The 20418-nt window shown below is 34.8% G+C and carries 23 protein-coding genes; 1 reads left to right on the top strand and 22 read right to left on the bottom strand.

What is annotated here, in order from left to right:
- Positions 1-16 precede the first annotated feature (16 nt).
- From TX86_RS03775 to TX86_RS03670, 22 genes are all read right to left on the bottom strand, one after another.
- On the bottom strand, positions 17-1120 hold the full coding sequence (locus TX86_RS03775) for a prephenate dehydrogenase (RefSeq protein WP_042346392.1): 1104 nt from the start codon (positions 1118-1120) through the stop codon (positions 17-19).
- Between the two features lie 21 nt (positions 1121-1141).
- Positions 1142-2251, bottom strand: a complete 1110-nt coding sequence (gene hisC, locus TX86_RS03770) for a histidinol-phosphate transaminase (RefSeq protein WP_042346391.1) — start codon at positions 2249-2251, stop codon at positions 1142-1144.
- A gap of 154 nt (positions 2252-2405) precedes the next feature.
- Positions 2406-2771 carry a chorismate mutase gene (aroH, locus tag TX86_RS03765; protein ID WP_042346389.1) on the bottom strand — a complete coding sequence of 122 codons (366 nt, stop codon included), beginning with the start codon at positions 2769-2771 and terminating at the stop codon, positions 2406-2408.
- Positions 2772-2816: 45 nt separating this feature from the next.
- A complete protein-coding gene (aroB, locus tag TX86_RS03760; protein ID WP_042346388.1) occupies positions 2817-3896 on the bottom strand; it encodes a 3-dehydroquinate synthase in 1080 nt (359 codons plus the stop codon).
- A 2-nt stretch (positions 3897-3898) separates the two neighbouring features.
- Positions 3899-5071: a chorismate synthase gene (gene aroC, locus TX86_RS03755; protein WP_042346386.1), complete on the bottom strand. Its 1173-nt coding sequence runs from the start codon at positions 5069-5071 to the stop codon at positions 3899-3901.
- A 108-nt stretch (positions 5072-5179) separates the two neighbouring features.
- Positions 5180-5953 (bottom strand): CheR family methyltransferase, encoded by a 774-nt coding sequence (locus TX86_RS03750; RefSeq protein ID WP_154663129.1) that lies wholly within the window; start codon positions 5951-5953, stop codon positions 5180-5182.
- Between the two features lie 269 nt (positions 5954-6222).
- Entirely contained in the window at positions 6223-6669 is a 447-nt protein-coding gene (gene ndk, locus TX86_RS03745) for a nucleoside-diphosphate kinase (protein WP_042346383.1), read from the bottom strand.
- A gap of 106 nt (positions 6670-6775) precedes the next feature.
- On the bottom strand, positions 6776-7738 hold the full coding sequence (hepT, locus tag TX86_RS03740) for a heptaprenyl diphosphate synthase component II (RefSeq protein WP_042346381.1): 963 nt from the start codon (positions 7736-7738) through the stop codon (positions 6776-6778).
- Positions 7739-7772: 34 nt separating this feature from the next.
- Positions 7773-8483: a demethylmenaquinone methyltransferase gene (locus TX86_RS03735; protein ID WP_042346380.1), complete on the bottom strand. Its 711-nt coding sequence runs from the start codon at positions 8481-8483 to the stop codon at positions 7773-7775.
- Positions 8484-8487: 4 nt separating this feature from the next.
- Entirely contained in the window at positions 8488-9306 is an 819-nt protein-coding gene (locus TX86_RS03730; protein ID WP_052343525.1) for a heptaprenyl diphosphate synthase component 1, read from the bottom strand.
- 199 nt (positions 9307-9505) lie between these two features.
- Positions 9506-9730 carry a trp RNA-binding attenuation protein MtrB gene (gene mtrB, locus TX86_RS03725; protein WP_042346379.1) on the bottom strand — a complete coding sequence of 75 codons (225 nt, stop codon included), beginning with the start codon at positions 9728-9730 and terminating at the stop codon, positions 9506-9508.
- Between the two features lie 159 nt (positions 9731-9889).
- Entirely contained in the window at positions 9890-10453 is a 564-nt protein-coding gene (gene folE / locus TX86_RS03720; protein WP_042346378.1) for a GTP cyclohydrolase I FolE, read from the bottom strand.
- Between the two features lie 306 nt (positions 10454-10759).
- Complete coding sequence (locus tag TX86_RS03715) at positions 10760-11308, bottom strand: acetate uptake transporter family protein (RefSeq protein ID WP_230203561.1); 549 nt, start codon at positions 11306-11308, stop codon at positions 10760-10762.
- 450 nt (positions 11309-11758) lie between these two features.
- Positions 11759-12031: a non-specific DNA-binding protein Hbs gene (gene hbs, locus TX86_RS03710; RefSeq protein WP_019242034.1), complete on the bottom strand. Its 273-nt coding sequence runs from the start codon at positions 12029-12031 to the stop codon at positions 11759-11761.
- A gap of 463 nt (positions 12032-12494) precedes the next feature.
- The gene (gene spoIVA, locus TX86_RS03705; RefSeq protein ID WP_042346376.1) at positions 12495-13973 is read right to left on the bottom strand and encodes a stage IV sporulation protein A; all 1479 of its coding nucleotides are present in this window, start codon (positions 13971-13973) and stop codon (positions 12495-12497) included.
- Positions 13974-14260: 287 nt separating this feature from the next.
- On the bottom strand, positions 14261-14983 hold the full coding sequence (locus TX86_RS03700; protein ID WP_042346373.1) for a YphF family lipoprotein: 723 nt from the start codon (positions 14981-14983) through the stop codon (positions 14261-14263).
- A 15-nt stretch (positions 14984-14998) separates the two neighbouring features.
- Positions 14999-15199 (bottom strand): DUF2768 domain-containing protein, encoded by a 201-nt coding sequence (locus tag TX86_RS03695; RefSeq protein ID WP_042346372.1) that lies wholly within the window; start codon positions 15197-15199, stop codon positions 14999-15001.
- Between the two features lie 315 nt (positions 15200-15514).
- A complete protein-coding gene (locus TX86_RS03690; RefSeq protein ID WP_042346370.1) occupies positions 15515-16558 on the bottom strand; it encodes an NAD(P)H-dependent glycerol-3-phosphate dehydrogenase in 1044 nt (347 codons plus the stop codon).
- Between the two features lie 16 nt (positions 16559-16574).
- A complete protein-coding gene (der, locus tag TX86_RS03685; protein ID WP_042346368.1) occupies positions 16575-17885 on the bottom strand; it encodes a ribosome biogenesis GTPase Der in 1311 nt (436 codons plus the stop codon).
- A gap of 362 nt (positions 17886-18247) precedes the next feature.
- On the bottom strand, positions 18248-18433 hold the full coding sequence (locus tag TX86_RS03680) for a capping complex subunit for YIEGIA (protein ID WP_042346366.1): 186 nt from the start codon (positions 18431-18433) through the stop codon (positions 18248-18250).
- Positions 18434-19324: a YIEGIA family protein gene (locus tag TX86_RS03675; RefSeq protein WP_042346364.1), complete on the bottom strand. Its 891-nt coding sequence runs from the start codon at positions 19322-19324 to the stop codon at positions 18434-18436. It lies immediately after the preceding gene.
- A gap of 5 nt (positions 19325-19329) precedes the next feature.
- Positions 19330-19923, bottom strand: coding sequence for a YphA family membrane protein (locus tag TX86_RS03670; protein WP_042346362.1), 594 nt, complete (start codon positions 19921-19923; stop codon positions 19330-19332).
- A 121-nt stretch (positions 19924-20044) separates the two neighbouring features.
- Between TX86_RS03670 and TX86_RS26065 the strand changes: the two genes are divergently transcribed.
- A complete protein-coding gene (locus TX86_RS26065) occupies positions 20045-20182 on the top strand; it encodes a YpzI family protein (RefSeq protein ID WP_081707550.1) in 138 nt (45 codons plus the stop codon).
- The last annotated feature ends 236 nt before the right edge of the window (positions 20183-20418 follow it).

The following is a 20418-nucleotide window of genomic DNA, read 5'->3' as shown; positions in this document are numbered from 1 at the left end:
ATTCCTCACTCTTCTTCTACATAATATATACGCCAAAATTTGTTTGCTTCATTATGCACTCTTCCGCTTTCTTACGATCTTCTTCGCATTGAAACGAAATTACTAACACACCGTATAATTCTTCTCGTGTTTCTATAATTCTAATATTAATAATACTAATTCTCTCTTCAGCTAAATAACCAGTAATTTCTGAGATAATACCCGGATAGTCCGGAATATCAACATATAAATCATAGAAAGAAGGAATTGCTCCTTGTGAACGATTTGGCAGTTCATCTCGAAACGCCTTCGCACTAGCAAAAAAATCATAAATATTATCGCTATCACTCTTCTTAATAAAATCCTTTACTTTCTCCATTTGTTCAACCCAATTATCCATCAACGACAATAAGACATCTCGATTATGAATTAAAATGTCACGCCACATTTCAGGGTTACTGGAGGCAATACGGGTAATATCCCGAAAACCACCAGCAGCTAATCTTGTTACAAGATTATGTTCAAGTTCCGAATCTTGAGCACTATGAACAAGACTCGCTGCAATAATATGTGGAAAATGGCTGATAACTCCCGTCAACTGATCATGAATTTCCGGAGCTAATACGATAAATTTCGCTTTTGTACCCCTTAGCCACATTTTTAGTTCCGCAACTTTTCTTTCCTTGATTTCTGGTGTAGGTGTTAAAATATAAAACGCACTTTCAAATAATAGAGCTTTAGCTGCTGCAGGACCACTTTTATGAGAACCAGCCATCGGATGTCCTCCAATAAAAGTAATGCCCTTCTCGGTAAGACATGAAGCTAGTTCTGTAATTCGTGTTTTTGTACTACCTAAATCAGTAACAATAACATTAGGCTTTAATGAATAACTTGCTAGAATAGGTAATAGCTCTTCTGTTTGCTTAACAGGTGTTCCAATAATAATTAAATCCGCTTTTACCGCACATTCCTCAATAGAAGTACATACCTCATCTATTATGCCAAGTGACTTGGATAACTGTAAACTATTTTCATTAATATCATATCCTGTAACAGTAACATCTTTATACGTACTCTTTATAGCTAAAGCAACTGATCCACCAATTAATCCCAGACCAATTACAAACACGTTCCCTCGCAAATCTACTCTCCCCTTTGACGTTTAACTTTTTACTTTTGATTTTTGTGTAGATGCTAAATAAGTACGTATTTCAGCTATAATATTAGCATTTTGCTCTTCTGTACCTATTGTCACTCTTATAAATGTTGGAAAACCTAATGCTTTACCACTGCGGATAATATATCCTTTACTCATTAAATATTGAAACACTTCGTCGCTATCTACACTCATATCTATTAAAATAAAATTCCCTTGAGATGGATAATAGAATAATCCTTCTTCATTACAGAAGTCATAGTATTGCTGCATACCCACACGATTCTTCGCACTACAGTCTTTTACAAAATCTTGATCTGATAGTGCCACAGCCGCAATTACTTGCGCCAATGAATTGACATTAAAAGGTTCTCTGATTGGTTCTAGCTTTGCAACAACTTCTTTTGTCGCTATACCATAACCTACTCGGAAACTTGCTAAACCATATATTTTCGAAAAAGTTCGAAGAATGATTAGATTAGAGTGCTTATTTAAGAGTGTTGTACTATTAGGGTAATCTTCCGCTACCACATACTCAGCATAAGCTTCGTCAAGCACGACTAACACATCTGCTGGAACTTGATTTAAGAATTGAACTAATTCTGATTCTGGAATATAAACCCCTGTAGGATTATTCGGTGTACATACCCACACAACCGCTGTATTCTCATCAATTGCTGCTAACATTGCCTCTAAATCATGTTTACCATCCTGTAGTATAACTTCTCTTATCTCAGCATTTTCGACAATCGCATTATGCTTATACTGCGAGAAAGTAGGTGTAGCCATTACTGTGTTTACTCCAGGCTTTAATAATGCCCTTGCAATCATAGCAATAATTTCATCCGATCCATTACCTAGAATGACCTGTTCTTTTGGAAGTCCAATATGTTCTGCCAAAGCTTCTTTTAACAAAGTCGCACTTCCATCGGGATAAAGAGCATAGTTTGATGATGCAGCAAGTATTGCTTCCCTTACAGAAGAAGAAGAGCCATAAGGATTTTCATTGCTTGCTAATTTAGTAACTTGCTCTAATCCGTATGTTTTTTTTACCTCATCAATAGTTCTACCTGGTGTATAAGCTTTTAAGTTAAGAATATTGTTTTTCCATTTCATAGTCATTCGCCCCTCTGCTTGTTTATCACATTAACGTGTGAAAGTTACCTTTATTGTAACACATGTTGTAAATACTTGCGTGCTTGATTTACCTTAAGCTATGTAATCCTTGATAAATATAGAAAAATAAACGAAAACACCCATTGTCGGGTGTTTATTTATTCGCTAAATCTGGTCGTAAAACATCTGCTTTACGTAGATATGCATGTTCAATTTCTGTTTGTGTTTTATCCGTATTCCAATGCAACATAATTCGAATGCACTTCTCTAAAGAATTCGTTACAGGAATCTCTCTTACACACATGACTGGCACATAACGCCACCCTTCTACTTGTCTTAATGCTCTTGCAGGAAATGTCGCTGTTAATTCTTCGGTCATTGAAATAATACACGAACAAACATCTTCAGGTTGAATTCCATTCCTTTCGATCATTTCTCTTAGTAATTCTTCTGTACTTGCTACAATCTCTCGCTCATCATTTTGATTGACAGTCGTTGCTCCTCGTACTCCTCTAAACATATTCTTTCCCCCTTGTTGCTGAATTTCAAGAAAAACCGACACTTGTTATGCAAAATATCTTTGCAAGCAATCTAACACTTCTTCATCTTCTAATTGCATTGTCGTTGGTTCTCCAATATGATTTAACAAAACAAATTTAATATTTGAACTTGTCGTCTTTTTGTCTTTTTTCATACTATGTAATAAATCAGCATGATCTAACGCTGGTAATTCAGTTGAATAGCCTAACTTCTTCACCCAAGCTATAAAACTGTCAATATCAAATTCAAGGTTAACCTTCTCCATACTCATTTTCAAGGCAAAAATCATGCCTATTAAAACCGCTTCCCCATGAGTTGTTTTACCATATCCAATGTTAGCTTCAATGCTATGAGCTAATGTATGTCCAAAGTTCAAGTACTCGCGAACACCAAGCTCTCTTTCATCTTGTTTTACAACGGACGCTTTAACGCCAATACCCTTTGTAATTACTTTTGCTAATATATCACCAGAAAGATCTTGCAGACTATTGATTGTTGTATGCATCCAATTATAGAAATCAACATCTTGAATAAGTCCATGTTTTATTGCTTCAGCAAACCCCGAACGAAGCTCTTTTTCTGGTAACGACTGCAATAAACTCCAATCATAGAATACTGCCTCAGGTTGATGAAAAGCTCCTACCATGTTCTTTCCAAGCGGGTGATTGATGGCTACTTTTCCACCAACAGCACTATCATGCGCTAATAAAGTGGTAGGAATTCCGATAAAACGAATTCCTCTCATAAAAGTAGCAGCAACAAAACCTGCTAAGTCTCCAACTGCACCGCCACCTAATGCTAATATGACTGATTTACGATTTACATTACCCTCTAAACCATCTCGATGACATTGCTCGAATACAGAAAATGATTTCGCACTTTCACCACTTGGGACAACACTTACAATAATATCTTTAAAATGCGGAGCCAAAATATCCTGCAGTTTTGCAAGATATAATGGTGCCACTGTAGCATCAGAAATAATCCAAATCTTCGATAACGGTTGTAGATTTGTGTTAATAAATGCAGGTAGTTCTTTCAATATATCGCTACCGATTACAACCGGATATGTTTTAGATGATGTTTCAATCGTTAGCTGATTCATTATTAAAACTCCTTTAATTGTTGTCGATACTGCTCAATATAACTAGCTAATCCTGAGAATGTATCACTAGGGAATTGATCCACAATGGCTGCTGCAAGCTCCCATGCGATAACAGCTTCAGCAACAACTGCCGCCGCCGGTACTGCACAAGCATCTGAACGTTCGATACTTGCTGTGAATTCTTCTTTTGTATTAATATCTACACTACGTAAAGGTTTGTATAATGTCGGAATTGGCTTCATAACACCTTTCACAACAATCGGCATACCAGAAGTCATACCACCTTCAAAACCACCGAGTCTATTGGATAAACGATAATAGCCTCTTTCCTTACTCCAAGCAATTTCATCATGTACTTCACTACCGAAGCGATCTGCAACCTCGAATCCCATGCCAATCTCTACACCTTTGAAAGCGTTAATGCTCATAATTGCAGACGCTAATTTAGCATCTAGCTTGCGATCATAATGCACATAGCTTCCAACTCCTGCTGGCATACCTTCTACTACTACTTCCACAATTCCACCAATTGTATCACCATTTGCTTTTGCATTATCTATCGCATCCATCATAGATTGACCCGCTTCTGGATCTAAGCAACGTACAGGAGATTCTTCAGTAATCTGTTGTAATTGTTCGATACTATCATAAGCGACGTTCTTCGCTTCCACTCCACCTATTTTCACAACATGAGAACCTACTTTTATCCCAAGTTGTGATAATAATGTTTTAGCTACTGCTCCAGCAGCAACACGTACAGTCGTTTCACGTGCAGAAGAACGCTCTAAAATATTTCGCATATCACGATGGCCATATTTTAATCCACCATTTAAGTCTGCATGCCCCGGACGAGGTCTTGATACCGTACGAGCAATTGTTTCAGCTTCCTCATCTGAAATAGGCTCGATACCCATAATTTTTGTCCAATGCTTCCAGTCGTTATTCTCAACAACTAGACAAACTGGAGAACCAAGAGTCTTCCCATGACGTATTCCAGCCGTAATATTAGCTGTATCCTTCTCAATAACCATTCTTCTTCCACGACCATGCCCTTTTTGACGACGAGCTAAATCAGCATTTATATCTTCAGCAGTAATTGATAGTCCTGCTGGTAAGCCTTCAATAATTGTAGTTAACTGTGGTCCGTGTGATTCACCAGATGTTAAATAACGCAATGAATTCATCCCCTTTTTAGCACTTTAAAGCTTTTATGTAACAATATAACATAAAGTAAAGTTTGCTGTAATAAAAAAGCGTAAAAATTTAAATAAATATACCTCTTTTTACCTCTTTCTATAAAAAAATGTATCTTCTGTTTCAAGATTATACTGAGTAGCACTAAATATTTGCTCTGTACTCCCTACAAAAAATATACCATCCGTCTTTAAAGCATTGCTAAACTTTACATACAGCATATCCTTTGCATCTTCGGTAAAATAGATTAACACATTTCTACATACTATTAAATCAAAATTATTCTCGAAAGAATCAGCTAACAGATTATGTTTTTTAAACGTAACCGCCTTCATAATCTCGCTATTAACTTTATAGTAGTCACCGTTCTTCTCAAAGAATTTTCTCTTCATATCTACTGGAAGCTCGTTAAGAGACCTTTCATGATATACTCCCATTTTAGCGCGAGCAAGAACTTCCTCATCTAAATCCGTAGCTAAAATAGAAACTTTCGAAAGTGGCATATGCTTCGCAAGAACCATTGCTAAAGTATAAGGCTCTTCACCAGTAGAACATGCCGCGCTCCATACCTTTAAACGATCGTTTTTCTGAATTAAGCGTGGTAATATCTTCTGATCAAGCACATCCCAACGTTTTCCGTTTCGATAGAATTCTGAAACATTAATCGTCATTCGATCTAGAAATTCATTCAAACCATTTGAATCACTTGATATGTATTGGAAATACTCCCCGAAATTACGATATCCTTTTTTCTCATAAAGTGAAGTTAATCGTCGTTTCATTTGTGCTTCCTTATATAGCTGTAAATTAATCCTAGTTAACTTCTTTACTCTCCCGATAAAATCTTGATAATCATTAATCATCAAAACCTCACTCTCCTAATCATCCAATTGAAAGTGCTCTCTATACTATAACGATAAATAAGATTTATTTTTTAAAATTTTCTATTAATTTAATCACTACCACAACTTACTATCTCTATCATAATATATTTAAATCCATTTTCGCCATATGTATTAAAGGTTTTTTAGAAATTATACTAGGAAAGCTGTCACTGTCCTTTTTACTGTCAATTAAAAAAAGAGGCTACCAAAAAGTGCACCTTTTTGGAAAGCCTCCTTTTTCGTTATAATTAATAAATCCACTCGTTCATTAATTTAGAATAATCTACTAATTCTTCTTCTTTGAAGAATAAGCCAATTTCACGCTCTGCGCTTTCTGGCGAATCAGATCCATGAATAATATTCTTTCCAACAGTTGCTGCATAGTCCCCTCTAATTGTGCCTGGTGCAGAATCTTTTGGATTAGTTGCTCCCATCATTGTACGAGCTGTAGCGATTACATTTTCACCTTGCCATACCATAGCGAACACTGGACCAGATGTAATGAATTCTACTAGTTCACCGAAGAAAGGACGCTCTTTGTGCTCACCGTAATGTTGCTCTGCTAACGCAGTAGGAATTTGCATTAATTTAGCTCCTACTAATTGAAAGCCTTTCTTCTCAAAACGTGCTACTATTTCCCCTATTAATTGACGTTGAACTCCGTCAGGTTTTACCATTAAAAAAGTTTTCTCCATGTTGATACCACTCCTTAAACAAGTATGAGTTTTTAGAAAATACGAAACAATCCACAAAAATAGTAACATTCTTTCACAATTTTCGCAACTCAGGAGGAGTATCAGCTTAAAACTTTCGTTTTCCGATATACTTCGCTATATCATTTAAATTCTTTCGAGCTTTAATATTAGGTAATCCTTCTAATTCTTTAAAAGCTTTCTGTAGATATCGTTCACTCATCTCAACAGACTGTTTTATAGCTCCCGATTTTTTTATAGCCTTAATAACGCTCGCCATCGCATCATCATCAATTCCTTCGTGCACCGTTTCTATTTGTTTTCTTAGCTCTGGATCACGAAGAGCAATTAGCGCAGGTAATGTAACATTGCCTTGCTTTAAATCCCCACCAGCAGGCTTGCCCAGCACTTTTTCTGTAGCAGTGAAATCTAAAATATCATCTGTAATCTGGTACGACATACCTACATAATACCCAAAACGAAATAACTTCTTGTGAATATCTTCACCAGCACCTGCTGCAATAGCTCCTAATTGACAACTAGTTGCAATTAATAAGGCAGTCTTACGCTTAATTCGTCTAAAATATGTTCGTAAATTTTGATCAAACATATACTTATCACGAATTTGCTCTATTTCACCCAAACATACTTCTACAATTGTTTTAGATAGTAACTGATGGGCTTCTGGTCTTCTTACCTCTGTAATCAATTCTAACGCTTGAGCAAAGATATAATCACCTGTGTACATTGCCACTTTATTATTCCATTTAGATTGAATAGTAGGAGCACCTCTTCGCATTAATGCTTCATCAATTACATCATCATGAACAAGTGAAGCCATATGAATCAATTCTAAAGAAACAGCTACTTTCTTTATCACATCAATATCATAATCCCCAAATTTAGCAGCTAATAACACAAACACTGGGCGTATACGTTTTCCTCCTGCCTGCAATAAATGCAAACAAGCCTCTTGTAAAAGGGGATCTTCCGCTTGGATGCTTACTTCTAGCTCTCTTTCTATTGTTTGTAAATCACCGTTTAAAAAAGAAGACAACATTTTATATTTCATACATTCCACCCAGCTCTAATTTCATCGAAATACATTATTTTTTTACTTTATAACCGTAGTGAGTAGCAGCTACTCCACCCGTATGTGCTTTATAAGTTACTTTTTCAAAGCCTGCTTTTTTAAACATAGCTGCTAATTCTTTCATACCTGGAAAATCCGATGCTGATTCTTGAAGCCATGAATATTCATCATAACTTTTCGCAAACATTTTTCCGAACAAAGGCATAATATGTTTAAAATATAAATAATATCCTTGTCTAAACCCAATCATTGTAGGCTGAGATGTTTCTAAACAAACAGCTAATCCACCTGGTTTTAAAACTCGATTCATCTCTTTCAATACCTGTAGATAATCTGGTACATTTCTAAGACCAAAGCCGATTGTTACATAATCAAATGTATTATCTTCAAATGGTAGTTCCATCGCATTACCATGTATAAGCTCTACGTTGTTTAATTGTAGTTGCTTAACTTTCTCTTCACCAACGCTTAACATATTCTTACTAAAGTCTAAACCCGTTACATGACCTTCTGAACCTACAGCATTTGCCATCGCTATTGTCCAATCAGCCGTTCCACAGCATACGTCTAGAGCCTTCGATCCACGTTGCACATTCATAGTTTTCATCGTATTATTACGCCATTTAACATGCTGTTGAAAACTAATTACCGAGTTCATTTTATCGTAATTTTGAGATATTTTTTCAAAAACTTTGTGTACTTTTTCTTCTTTTGTTTGTTGCATAACTTTACCCTTCCTCCGCCAATGAGTTTACTTTCCACTCATCTTCCAAAAGTGTTGTTTTGTATAAAGATAATGTACTTGCTTTTGTCGATGAAAGCACATTTAATTCTTCAACACAAGCCTGATAAATCTTGTTAATATGTTCATCTATAACAGAAACCAATGAAGATCTTTCAACTTGTGAAAGTTGTGTTTCTCCTTTAGAAAATAAAATTTCTGCAAACATGTTATACACATAAGAAGAACGATTTGATTTAAATTTTTCTTTTTCTGTTTGTAAACGATTTAATAACAAGAACTGTTCAATAAATCTTGTATTGGAGGTAATCTTGAAGCACTCCGCTACTTTCACAATAAGTGATGACTCAATTACCTGAATAGTTTTTAGCAATGCTTCTTCATCAGTAAAATGATGCTGATGATATACAATCTTTTGTTGATTAATATCTTTCGTTCCTTCTGCTAATGAACGAATCAAATTAATATTCTCTAATTGTGCCAAAATATAATAATACAAACCACTATAGTAATCTCCAGCTAATACTGTTAATTGACGATTTTTTAGCATTTCAGGATTTCCATCTACTGAAGACAGAGTCACATTATCATGCGTATCTAAAGCTGTTTGAATAAGCATTGTCGCCGTAATATATTGATCTCTTTCTTCATCCGTAATATCCAGCTCTTGTAATAACAAAATAAGCAGCAATAATTTTTTCTCTTCAATCACTGGTTCGTATAGAAAACGACGAAGATAAGGATGAAATGCTTTACTGATGATATGGTTATGTATTTGTTTACTATAATTGTAAATATTGTTCAATGATTATCACCCTTATTACCATGAAGGTATTTATTCCTATCTATTGTGAATTCCTCACATATATAACGCCAAACGACTTTTTAAAAAGGTCCCAATTATTTCATTTGAAAAGTACATGTAATTATAACATAAAAAAACCGAACCATGAAACATGCATACTTTAATCTATAAACAATAAAAAGAGCAGGGGATACCTGCTTTATTTACGCGTACTTTCAATTTCTCCAAAAGGTGTGTAAATCTGCGCATTGCCACGAACTTTTATCGCTGATGTATGTTCTGTAAATTGAGCAATCATTACTTCGCCACTATCAAGCTTTTCAGAATGATGAAATCTCGTATCTGACCCACGCGTTAATCCAATGACATTCACTCCATCTTCTTTCGCTTTTATAATGACATATTCCGTATTTTTGTCCGCCACTTTCGTCACCTCTTCTGCTTATAATTCCTCTAAACTCCATTGTACAACAACTGCACTACAAGAATGAAGTTTTCTTCTTTACAAACTGAAACTTTATCTATGTATTACTCATGTATTTCACTTTCAATCTAAAAAACGAAATACATGAGTAAATGTAATTTATTTAATTAATGATAACACTTCAGCACGCGCTCTTGCATCACTTGCAAAAATGCCACGTACAGCCGATGTAATTGTTTTAGCACCTGGCTTTTTAACGCCTCTCATTGTCATACACATATGCTCAGCTTCGACAACAACCATAACACCATGTGGCTCTAACATTTCAAGAATACTATCAGCAACTGTTGAAGTAATCCGTTCCTGAAGTTGAGGTCTTTTAGCTACTGCTTCGACAGCTCTAGCTAATTTACTCAATCCTGTTACTCTTCCATTTCTCGGGATATATGCAACATGAGCGTTACCATAAAAAGGTACTAAATGATGCTCACATACGGAGTGGAATGGAATATCCTTTACTAATACTAGTTCTTCATGTTCTTCCCCAAAAACAGTCGTAAAATATTCTCTTGGATCTTGATGCAATCCTGAAAATATCTCCTCATACATACGTGCTACTCTTTGAGGTGTTTCTAAAAGTCCTTCTCGATTCGGATCCTCTCCCACTGCTTCGAGTATCATCTTAATTGCTTCTTCTATTTTTGCGTGATCTACTTTACTCAATTGTATTTGCCTCCAGAATTAATAAACAAAAATTACACTCTCCCCATTTTAAAATATTCATAAATGAATTAATACTATAACGCACACGATTCTAACAAGGAGAGGTCAAAATATTATTTTTATATTAACATATTTATTCCATTAACAAGAATAGAATATTTCAACTATTTGTCTTCATTTACAAATAAATGAACAATATATATAAAATACAATAAAAAAACAACTTATAAAAGAATTGACTTTATAAGTTGTTTTTTATTCACCTAATTACAGTCGCGCTATCTAGTTAATGATATATTTTTACGCTTATAAACCTAATGCGTGTGTTAAAAGTGGAATAGAGCATATTGCGATTAAAATATTCACCACTCCACATACTTTTGTAAGTGCAGGATATTTATCATACCATGCGAATGGTAATAAAATTGTTAAAACATTAATTAATAATAATACCGTACCTAATGGCCATCCCTTTCCAATCTCAAATGCTTTATATGCATACGCTGCAGATAATAAGAAGATTGCTAAAAAGAAATGAGCATAAACTTTTTTATCTCCTGGATTATAAAAATGCATCGCGACTACAACCCAGAAAGCTCCATAAGTAGCAAAAATCATCCCTAAAAATTGTCTAGTTCCTGGATCGATTCCTAAATCAAAGAACCATAATGAAAGCGCTGTAAATAGTTGACAAAAACCACCAAAGATTAGTGCGATATTTGCTAAAGAACGACTTACTTTAGTCATATCACTATTCTTATTTACCCCGATACCTATTTGCTCAAGACCAAAAACAAAAACTGTTACAATTAGACCAAAAACACCGATTGCTTCCGGATTTACCATATTAAACAAATAAATTCCCCCTTTTTGAAAACCTTTCCCCAATTTCCCTTTGTACTTTAATCTAGATAGCATACAACTTTTAAACATTTTAATAGATATTTCAACAATAATCTACCTATTTTTAGAATTTTTAATTTTTTTCAAAATAAGATGGTTAAACCTTGATTTTTACACTAATTTACTTCTTGTAAACGTTCTCTCTCTGTTTTAATAAACTTTTATTCTTTTTCCTAAAAATATAATAATGATACATACACGATTTATGAAAGACTTATAGCTATAGTAAAACTCAGAATCGCAATATATATCAAAATCCATACTATACCAAACAACAAAAAAGCCTACCGTTTAATAAAACGATAGGCTTCTCGTTCTAAGTGAAATCACCTTTACAATCGAGGTACAAAACCTCAAATCATATTAGCTACTTCACTCATACATATTAAGTTAATATGTAAATTATTTAACTGCGTCTTTAAGTGCTTTACCTGGTTTGAATGCAGGAACTTTGCTTGCAGCGATTTCGATCTCTTCCCCAGTTTGTGGGTTACGACCTTTACGTGCAGCACGTTCACGTACTTCAAAGTTACCAAATCCGATAAGTTGTACTTTATCACCAGATTTTAACGCGTCTAAAATAGTATCAAAAACAGCATCAACAGCTTTAGTTGCATCTTTCTTAGAAAGTTCACTAGCTTCTGCAACTGCATTAATTAGTTCTGTCTTGTTCATGCCATTCACCTCCTCCCAACGGGAATTTCATTTTCAACATACTCAATCATTCTTTGCTCATGTTGCTTAATGAAAATTGTATTGATTAATTGATTTATTTCTAACTTTTGAACAATCTATATTACAAAAGCCGTTTTTTCATCCTACTCTATCTTTCGCAAGAAATCAAGAAGAAAAAAGAAATGGCGAATGTACAAAAGCTAAAACACTGTAGTAAAACGGCAGAATGGCGTCTTCTTAGCTCATTTACTGTAAGTAGATTATCATAATCATTTATCGTTATCAAGAGAATTCAATAAATAATGGTAATCTTTTAATGAATTGTTACATATATTTTTAATTTACAACGTTTATTAGCAATCGTGTCCAATTTTCTTACATAATATACCCTATTCTATTACATTTTTGTGACAAAAAAAAAGGCGTACCAAAAGTGATAAAAAAATCACTTTTGGTACAACCTTTATAAAATAATAGCAATTAAACCGCCAGATCCTTCATTGATGATTCTTTCTAACGTTTCTTTCAATTTGTATCTTGCATTTTCTGGCATCAGCGATAGTTTTGCCTGTATTCCTTCACGAACTAGGCTACTTAAAGAACGACCGAATATATCTGAACTCCATATAGAAAGAGGATTATCCTCAAAATCTTGCATTAAATAGCGGACTAGTTCCTCACTTTGCTTCTCAGTACCTATAATTGGCGCAAATTCAGACTGCACATCCACTTTAATCATATGAATAGACGGTGCAACTGCTTTTAAACGAACGCCAAATCTAGGCCCTTGACGAATGATTTCCGGTTCATCTAAACTCATGTCAGCAAGTGATGGAGCAGCTATTCCATATCCTGTTTGTTTGACCATTTTTAAGGCATCAGCTACTTGGTCATACTCGGCTTTCGCATGGGAGAAATCTTGCATTAATTCTAATAAATGATCTTTCCCTCTAATTTCAACTCCAACAATTTCTTGCAAAATCGAGTCGTACAGCTCATCTGGCGCGAATAAATCTATTTCAGCAATACCTTGCCCCATCTCCATACCAGCTAGGCTTGCATCCTCAATGAATTCAAAATCTTTAAACTGATGAACAACTCGATCCACATCTCGCAAACGCTTAATGTCTTTAACCGTTTCTCTAACTGCATCTTGATAACTTTCTCTTAACCAATGATTTTCTCGTAATACCATTACCCAGCTTGGTAAATTTACATTCACTTCAAGAACAGGGAATTCATATAGCGCTTCTCTAAGTACATTCATGACGTCCCCTTCACGCATGCTTTCAACACTCATTGATAACGCAGGTATATTATATTGTTCTTGAAGCTGCACGCGTAATGCTTCTGTATCAGGATGATACGGTTGCACAGAGTTTATAATCATAATGAAAGGCTTGCCAACTTCCTTCAATTCTTCAATAACTCTCTGTTCTGCTTCAAGATAATCACGGCGTGGAATTTCCCCTATTGTTCCATCTGTTGTAATCACAACTCCGATTGTAGAATGATCCTGAATAACCTTTCTAGTACCTATCTCTGCCGCTTCATGAAACGGAATAGGTTCTTCATACCAAGGCGTACTAATCATTCTTGGACCATTTTCGTCTTCATAACCTTTAGCCCCAGGAACAGTATAACCAACACAATCAACTAGGCGAATATTTACCTCTAAACCATCTTCAACCTTTATAGATGCAGCCGCATTCGGTACGAATTTCGGCTCAGTTGTCATAATTGTTTTGCCAGCTGCGCTTTGAGGAAGTTCATCTAAGGCTCTAGCTCGATCTGCTTCATTAGCCATATTTGGAAGTACTACTAATTCCATAAATTTCTTTATAAATGTAGATTTGCCAGTTCGAACCGCCCCCACCACACCTAAATAGATGTCACCGCCAGTCCTTTCTGCAATATCTTTGAAAATATCTACTTTTTCCACGAGATTCCCTCCCGATATTAGAGTGCTTGGGATATAATATCCATTTGTATAAATTAAGACATCTTATATTTATGATGTTGTCCGATAAAAATATGCTATTTTTATAATTTTTTCTCCTTTCTTTCAGAGAGTCGTGTATAGTTTCAGCATTTGCGTAATTTTCAAATGACGTTTCTTATTTTTTCATAATAAAGATGCTGAACCGTGGTAGATTAAATTCTTCATCTTAGAATTACAAAAAATAAAACCCTTCTCCTACAATATATTTTGTAAGAGAAGGGTTATGACTATTTTGTCATAAAAACCGGTTCATCATTTTCATTAACCGTATAAGGAAGGGAAAAAGCAGGGGCGAAAATTGAATTTTCAGTCAATAAAACTCTGATATCGTCTCCTGGTTTGAACTTACGATCGCTTTCTTTTAATGCATTCATTAAGTCTGGCGTATAGTCAATATACAATTCGCTTTTTGAATTCATTATTATCCCTAATTCAGCTTGTGAATACGGACTGTTCACAACTGGCAATTGATTAAAGCCTAATTTTTTATAATCCAGAGTAAAAACATATGTATCTAATTGATCTTTATACGGTGGATATTTATTCTTATCCTTAAACATTTGTAATCGTAAACCATACTCTTGAATGGAATCAACCATTCTAAGATCAAAAATTTTCACAGTTGGGTTCGTCTCTACATCAATCAGTACATATTGAAATACGCCCCCACTTTCATAAGCATTTCCTGGAGGATCGGACATGTATTTACCCACTAATTTAGTAAAATCAATTGGATATTTTTGATAAATCGGCACGGTTGCTTCATTGGTTTTTATCGGTAATAATCCATTTTGATCTTTACGATATTGATCCACTGCTTGTTGGACAAGTTGTACTTGATCTTCGTAAGGTATTTTATTTTCTGTTCTTTTACTTTGTGGATACATACAACCCGAAAGAACGATGAAAGCTATCAACATTATACTAATAATTTGAAGTATTTTTCTCATTTTAGCTGCTCCAATTTATGAATTTGTCGGTCCACTCAATACTACAAGAAAAACAATAATACCGGCTAATACCATTAAGACAAATGCAATAATTGTCGTTACTGCTTTAAAAAACCCCTTGAGCTTAAAACGACTAAAATAAATTGAAACGATCGAAATGGTCATGAATATCATGGCCGCAAATGAAATCCACATTTTTTGCAATGCTGGTGTCATTTCTCCTCTTCTCTCCCATCGTTGTTTTTTTATGTATTCTTTCTCACCTTTTATATATGTACTTTTCTATTATAGTACAATCCTTCTTTTAAGAGTGATTAAAATGCTAATTTTTTGTATAAATGTTAAAAAGCTTCAATAACGGAAAGTATTTATTTCGAAAAAAAAAACAGAAGAAGGCAATAATTGCTTTCTTCTGTCTAATGACTAAATTACCATTATAGGTTTTTAGGTCTTGTTTCTTCCCTAGCATTTTATGCATACATTTACTCCGCGTATCATCAAATGCCTATTTTTTAAAAATATTTTCACGAATTATTTAGTAGCTTGTAAAATATTGACTAAATCGTCCATCTCTGACTTTCGATCTCTCGACATCAAAGCATCTACTGCACTTCTTACATCTTGATTATTAAATAACACATTGTATAAAGCCATAGTAATAGGCATTTTCACGTTATACTTCTCTGCCAGCTGATAAGCTGCTTTTGTTGTGCGAACGCCTTCTACGACCATTCCCATGCTATTTAACACATCTTCAAGCTTTTGCCCTTTACCTAGCATATTTCCAGCTCGCCAATTACGTGAATGAACACTAGTACATGTAACAATTAAGTCACCAATACCTGTTAATCCCGCAAAAGTTAAAGGATTTGCTCCCATTACTGTACCTAATCGAGCAATTTCTGCTAGACCACGTGTAAGAAGAGCTGCTTTCGCATTGTCTCCATAACCAAGACCATCTGTAATACCTGCAGCTAAAGCGATAATATTCTTTAGTGCCGCGCCGATTTCCACCCCAATAATATCAGGATTTGTATATACTCTGAAATTATGATTGATGAATAAATCTTGAATCTCCTCAGCCGCTTTCATATTTTTCGATGAAACAGAAACAGTTGTAGGATGTCTAAGACTTACTTCCTCAGCATGACTAGGACCAGATAGCACAACGATGTCTTTTAGAATATTAGAATCACCATCTTGCTCAATCATTTCAGATATGCGCATAAGCGTATCTGGTTCAATTCCTTTACTCACATGCACAATTGTAATAGGTTGTTTCGCAGTCGCACATATCTTCTTGACTACTTCTCGAATAGCTTTCGTAGGTACTGCTAGAATAACTGTCTCTACACCTTCTAAAGCTTCATCAAGTGAAGTTGTACCGATAATTGCTTCAGGAAGCTTAATGTCAGGCAAATAAGTCGAATTCATATGATTTTCATTAATATCGTTAATTTGCTTTTCATTATTACCCCACACAAATACGTTATGACCATTATCAGCAAGAACCATAGCAAGTGCCGTTCCCCAGCTTCCAGCACCAGCGACTGTGACCTTTTTCTGTGTTTCCATGCTCATCACTACCTTCTTATTTTCTTTGACGTGCAAATATTTTAATAGGAGTACCTTCAAATTCGAAAGCTTCACGAATACGATTTTCTAAGAACCTTGTATATGAGAAATGTAGAAGTTCAGGATCATTTACAAACACAACAAATGTAGGTGGTTTAATCGCTACTTGAGTTGTATAGAATATTTTTACACGTTGACCTTTATGTGTTGGTGTTGGATTCATCGCAACAGCATCCATAATTACTTCATTCAATATATTCGTTGGTACACGTAACGCATGATTTTCATTTACTTTATCGATGATTGGCATAACTGAATGAATACGCTTCTTTGTCAGTGCTGATAAGAAAACAATTGGTGCATAATCTAAGAATAAGAAGTGCTCACGAATATTTGTTTCGAATTCTTTCATCGTCTTCTCGTCTTTTTCAATAGCGTCCCACTTGTTTACAACAATAATAACGCCTCGTCCTGCCTCATGAGCATATCCAGCGATTTTCTTATCTTGCTCACGAATACCTTCTTCTGCATTTAGAACAACTAAAACAACGTCTGAACGTTCAATAGCACGTAGGGCACGTAATACACTGTATTTCTCAGTGCTTTCGTACACCTTCCCTTTCTTTCTCATACCAGCAGTATCAATGATGACATACTCCTGTCCATTATATTTATACGGAGAGTCAATTGCATCTCGAGTTGTTCCTTCTACATCACTAACAATTACACGGTCTTTCCCTAATAATGCATTTACTAAAGAAGATTTTCCTACATTCGGTCTTCCAATTAAAGAAAACTTCGTGATTCCTTCATCATACTCTTGACCATTAAACGTAGGGAAATGTTTAGCTGCTTCATCAAGTAAGTCACCTAGTCCAAGACCATGAGTACCTGAGATTGGGAATGGCTCTCCAAATCCAAGTGCATAGAAATCATAAATTTGTTCACGCATTTCAGGATTATCAACTTTATTTACCGCTAACACAACAGGCTTTTTAGAACGATACAAAATTTTTGCCACTTCTTCATCAGCTGCTGTTACACCCTCACGACCATTTGTCATAAAAATAATAACATCTGCTTCATCAATAGCAATTTCTGCTTGTTGACGAATTTGTTCTAAGAAAGGCTCGTCTCCTAAATCAATTCCACCAGTATCAATAATATTAAATTCATGAGTAAGCCATTCTCCCGAACTATAAATACGATCTCTAGTTACTCCCGCAACATCTTCGACAATCGATACGCGTTCTCCTACAATTCGATTGAAAATAGTAGATTTTCCTACGTTTGGTCTACCTACTATAGCAACTACAGGTTTCGGCATCACAATCACCCTTTCATTGTATTCCTCATACATCCACTCTTTTTTTAGCACATGTACAGTAATCTCTAGTTTTAATTTTTACGAACTTCCTTCTTACAATTACAATCAAAATCGATTATCTATAATTATATAAGCATTTTATCTATTTACATTTTTACTTCTTTTATAAAAATCTCGGAAGGAAGTATCAATTTGTTACATGCTTTACAGTTTGTCCTCTATATCTACATAATAAATATGTATTACTTTGTCCATAAAATCAAATAATGGTCGCATCTGCAAAACAACCCTTCTTATTTATTAAGAAGGGTGTAACTATCCTATATTAACAAATTTTTTTCTATCCAACAATAACATCACAACTAATGCTTAACGATTATATAGACATCATCGCTTAATTTATGAGCAATTCCGTCTAATATAGCTTCTAAATTAGCAGCAAAACTATCCATTTCTTCTATTGTATCACAGTGAAATAATGCGGGCGCTATTGGTACTTTAGATTTATTCATAGTAACAGCCGCTAATATATATTTTTCGAGAACCATCTATAGAATTCCTTTCTTATCCACATCTATTTTACTCGGTAATCGAATTGCATTCTCCAATGTTGGGACATTACCTATTACTTTTCTTGCTTTTTCTATATTTTTTTCTTGCGGCAAAATAAAAACACCTACTCGTCCATCATCTAAATCTCTTTTTGCTAATGGCACAAGTGCAGGTGTGCCCGAATCACGATAAACACCCATCGCCACAGATACATCATGTAGTATAGCTTGACGTTGTCCTAGATTAGCAATCGTCGTTCGTACGTTAAAGTTCTTTGGCTTTAATATAAATCCCATACCATTTCGTAAAATCTCTTCTTGACGCTGTGGAAGCCCAATATTCATTATATAAATATTATCGATATAAAGACCCGCTCCATCAAAGCGTAGTTCACAATACTCAATATCACAAATATCTCCTAACGTTGAACCAGACATCAATACACGGCTTATAAATATGCACAATATAACGACTCCGATTGAAGCCCATATATTGATAAATAAATAAGCGGCAGTCGTTAACATACTAGTAAAGATAACTAAATAATTTCTACCTTCAAATGCAATTGCGATTCCTTCTATATATGTATTACCACGTTTCACTAATTCATATTGATCCAAGCCAGTAAGCGTGTTTCTCTCCATATTTCGAACGTCCCTAAACTGAGAAGCAGCCAATGTTAAAAAAGTAATCGCTGTATAATCTTTCAAAAGTAATGCAGGCACAATAATACTTCCTAAACCAGCCGCAATGACTCCAAGCGCTAAATGAATAATTTTCCCATGCAAATATGTTGGATATTGACGATAATCACTCTTTAACATAAAAACTCTCGTAATGATACCCGCACAAATTCCAACTACAATAGGTAAAAAGTAGTTATCCATCCATATCAAACCTCTTTCTTATGGTAATGTTTACTCTCATCAAATAAATAATTCCCAATCGATTCAATCGTATACCAAACGAGAAGAGCTAACGCTACAATCGCAATATGATCAAACCATGATAAAGAAAATAATTCATACGGTAATCCTATTCGAAAATAAACAATAAACAGTAATAAATCACTTATTACCATACCCATAAAGAGAGCCATCATACGCTGCCCATTATCCTTTAGAAGTAAAATACTAATGTATAACATCAAGAAACTACTACCCCACATCGGAATCCAAGCAAACCATAGCGGCTCCAAAGTTAAAAAGAAATAATAACTTCCCTCACATAAAGCTAATATAAACGAAGCAATCATAACATGAAATTGTGCCTTATATGGTAAACATCCAATATATCTACAAACAATAATGACCAAATAAATAAATGCAGCATTCAAAAAAATAGGGTCTAATGACACATAGAACTGAGAAAGAAAAATCATAATAAGTAAATGAGCGATTAACGGAGAAGATACTTTATGATGTAGAAAGAAAACAAATACTACAAGTAGAATCCAACTTCCCCAAATGAAAATTAAACCTTCCATTTAATCAACTCCTTTCTATCAACCAGTATTGACAGGAAGAGTGGAATTAAACAATGCTATTAGCTTATACGAATAATTTCAATAAACAATGAAAGATTAATACTAAGAGGAGGTGTAAACGATGGGCAAAGACCGACAAGAAAAAAAGCTAAAAAACAGCAGAAGAGTAGAATCCGATCGTGATCAATCTCTCCATTACAATGGTGCAGCGAGACTAGACACACCAGAAGAAGCACGACAGCAGAACCAGCATAACTAGAAACAGTGTTAACCCCCTATTAAGTAATTCACAGAGATTAGACACCTTGGACCCGTTCAATCTCAGGAGTATGAAATAATCCATCTGCGTTTATCAATACTTTACCTGCCCTATTTACTCATGACACACAAAGAGGCTGACCAATGGTCAACCTCTTTCAATCATATACTTTTATATTTATAAGGTGTCATCAAGGGGAATTAATGGCATCAGATAAAATTCTAAATTACTTACTA

Source organism: Bacillus massiliigorillae, from assembly GCF_000380245.2.
Classification (GTDB): Bacteria; Bacillota; Bacilli; order Bacillales; family DSM-1321; genus Bacillus_AD; species Bacillus_AD massiliigorillae.
Note: the sequence above shows the minus strand (reverse complement) of the source record. Positions and strands in the feature narration are given on the sequence as shown.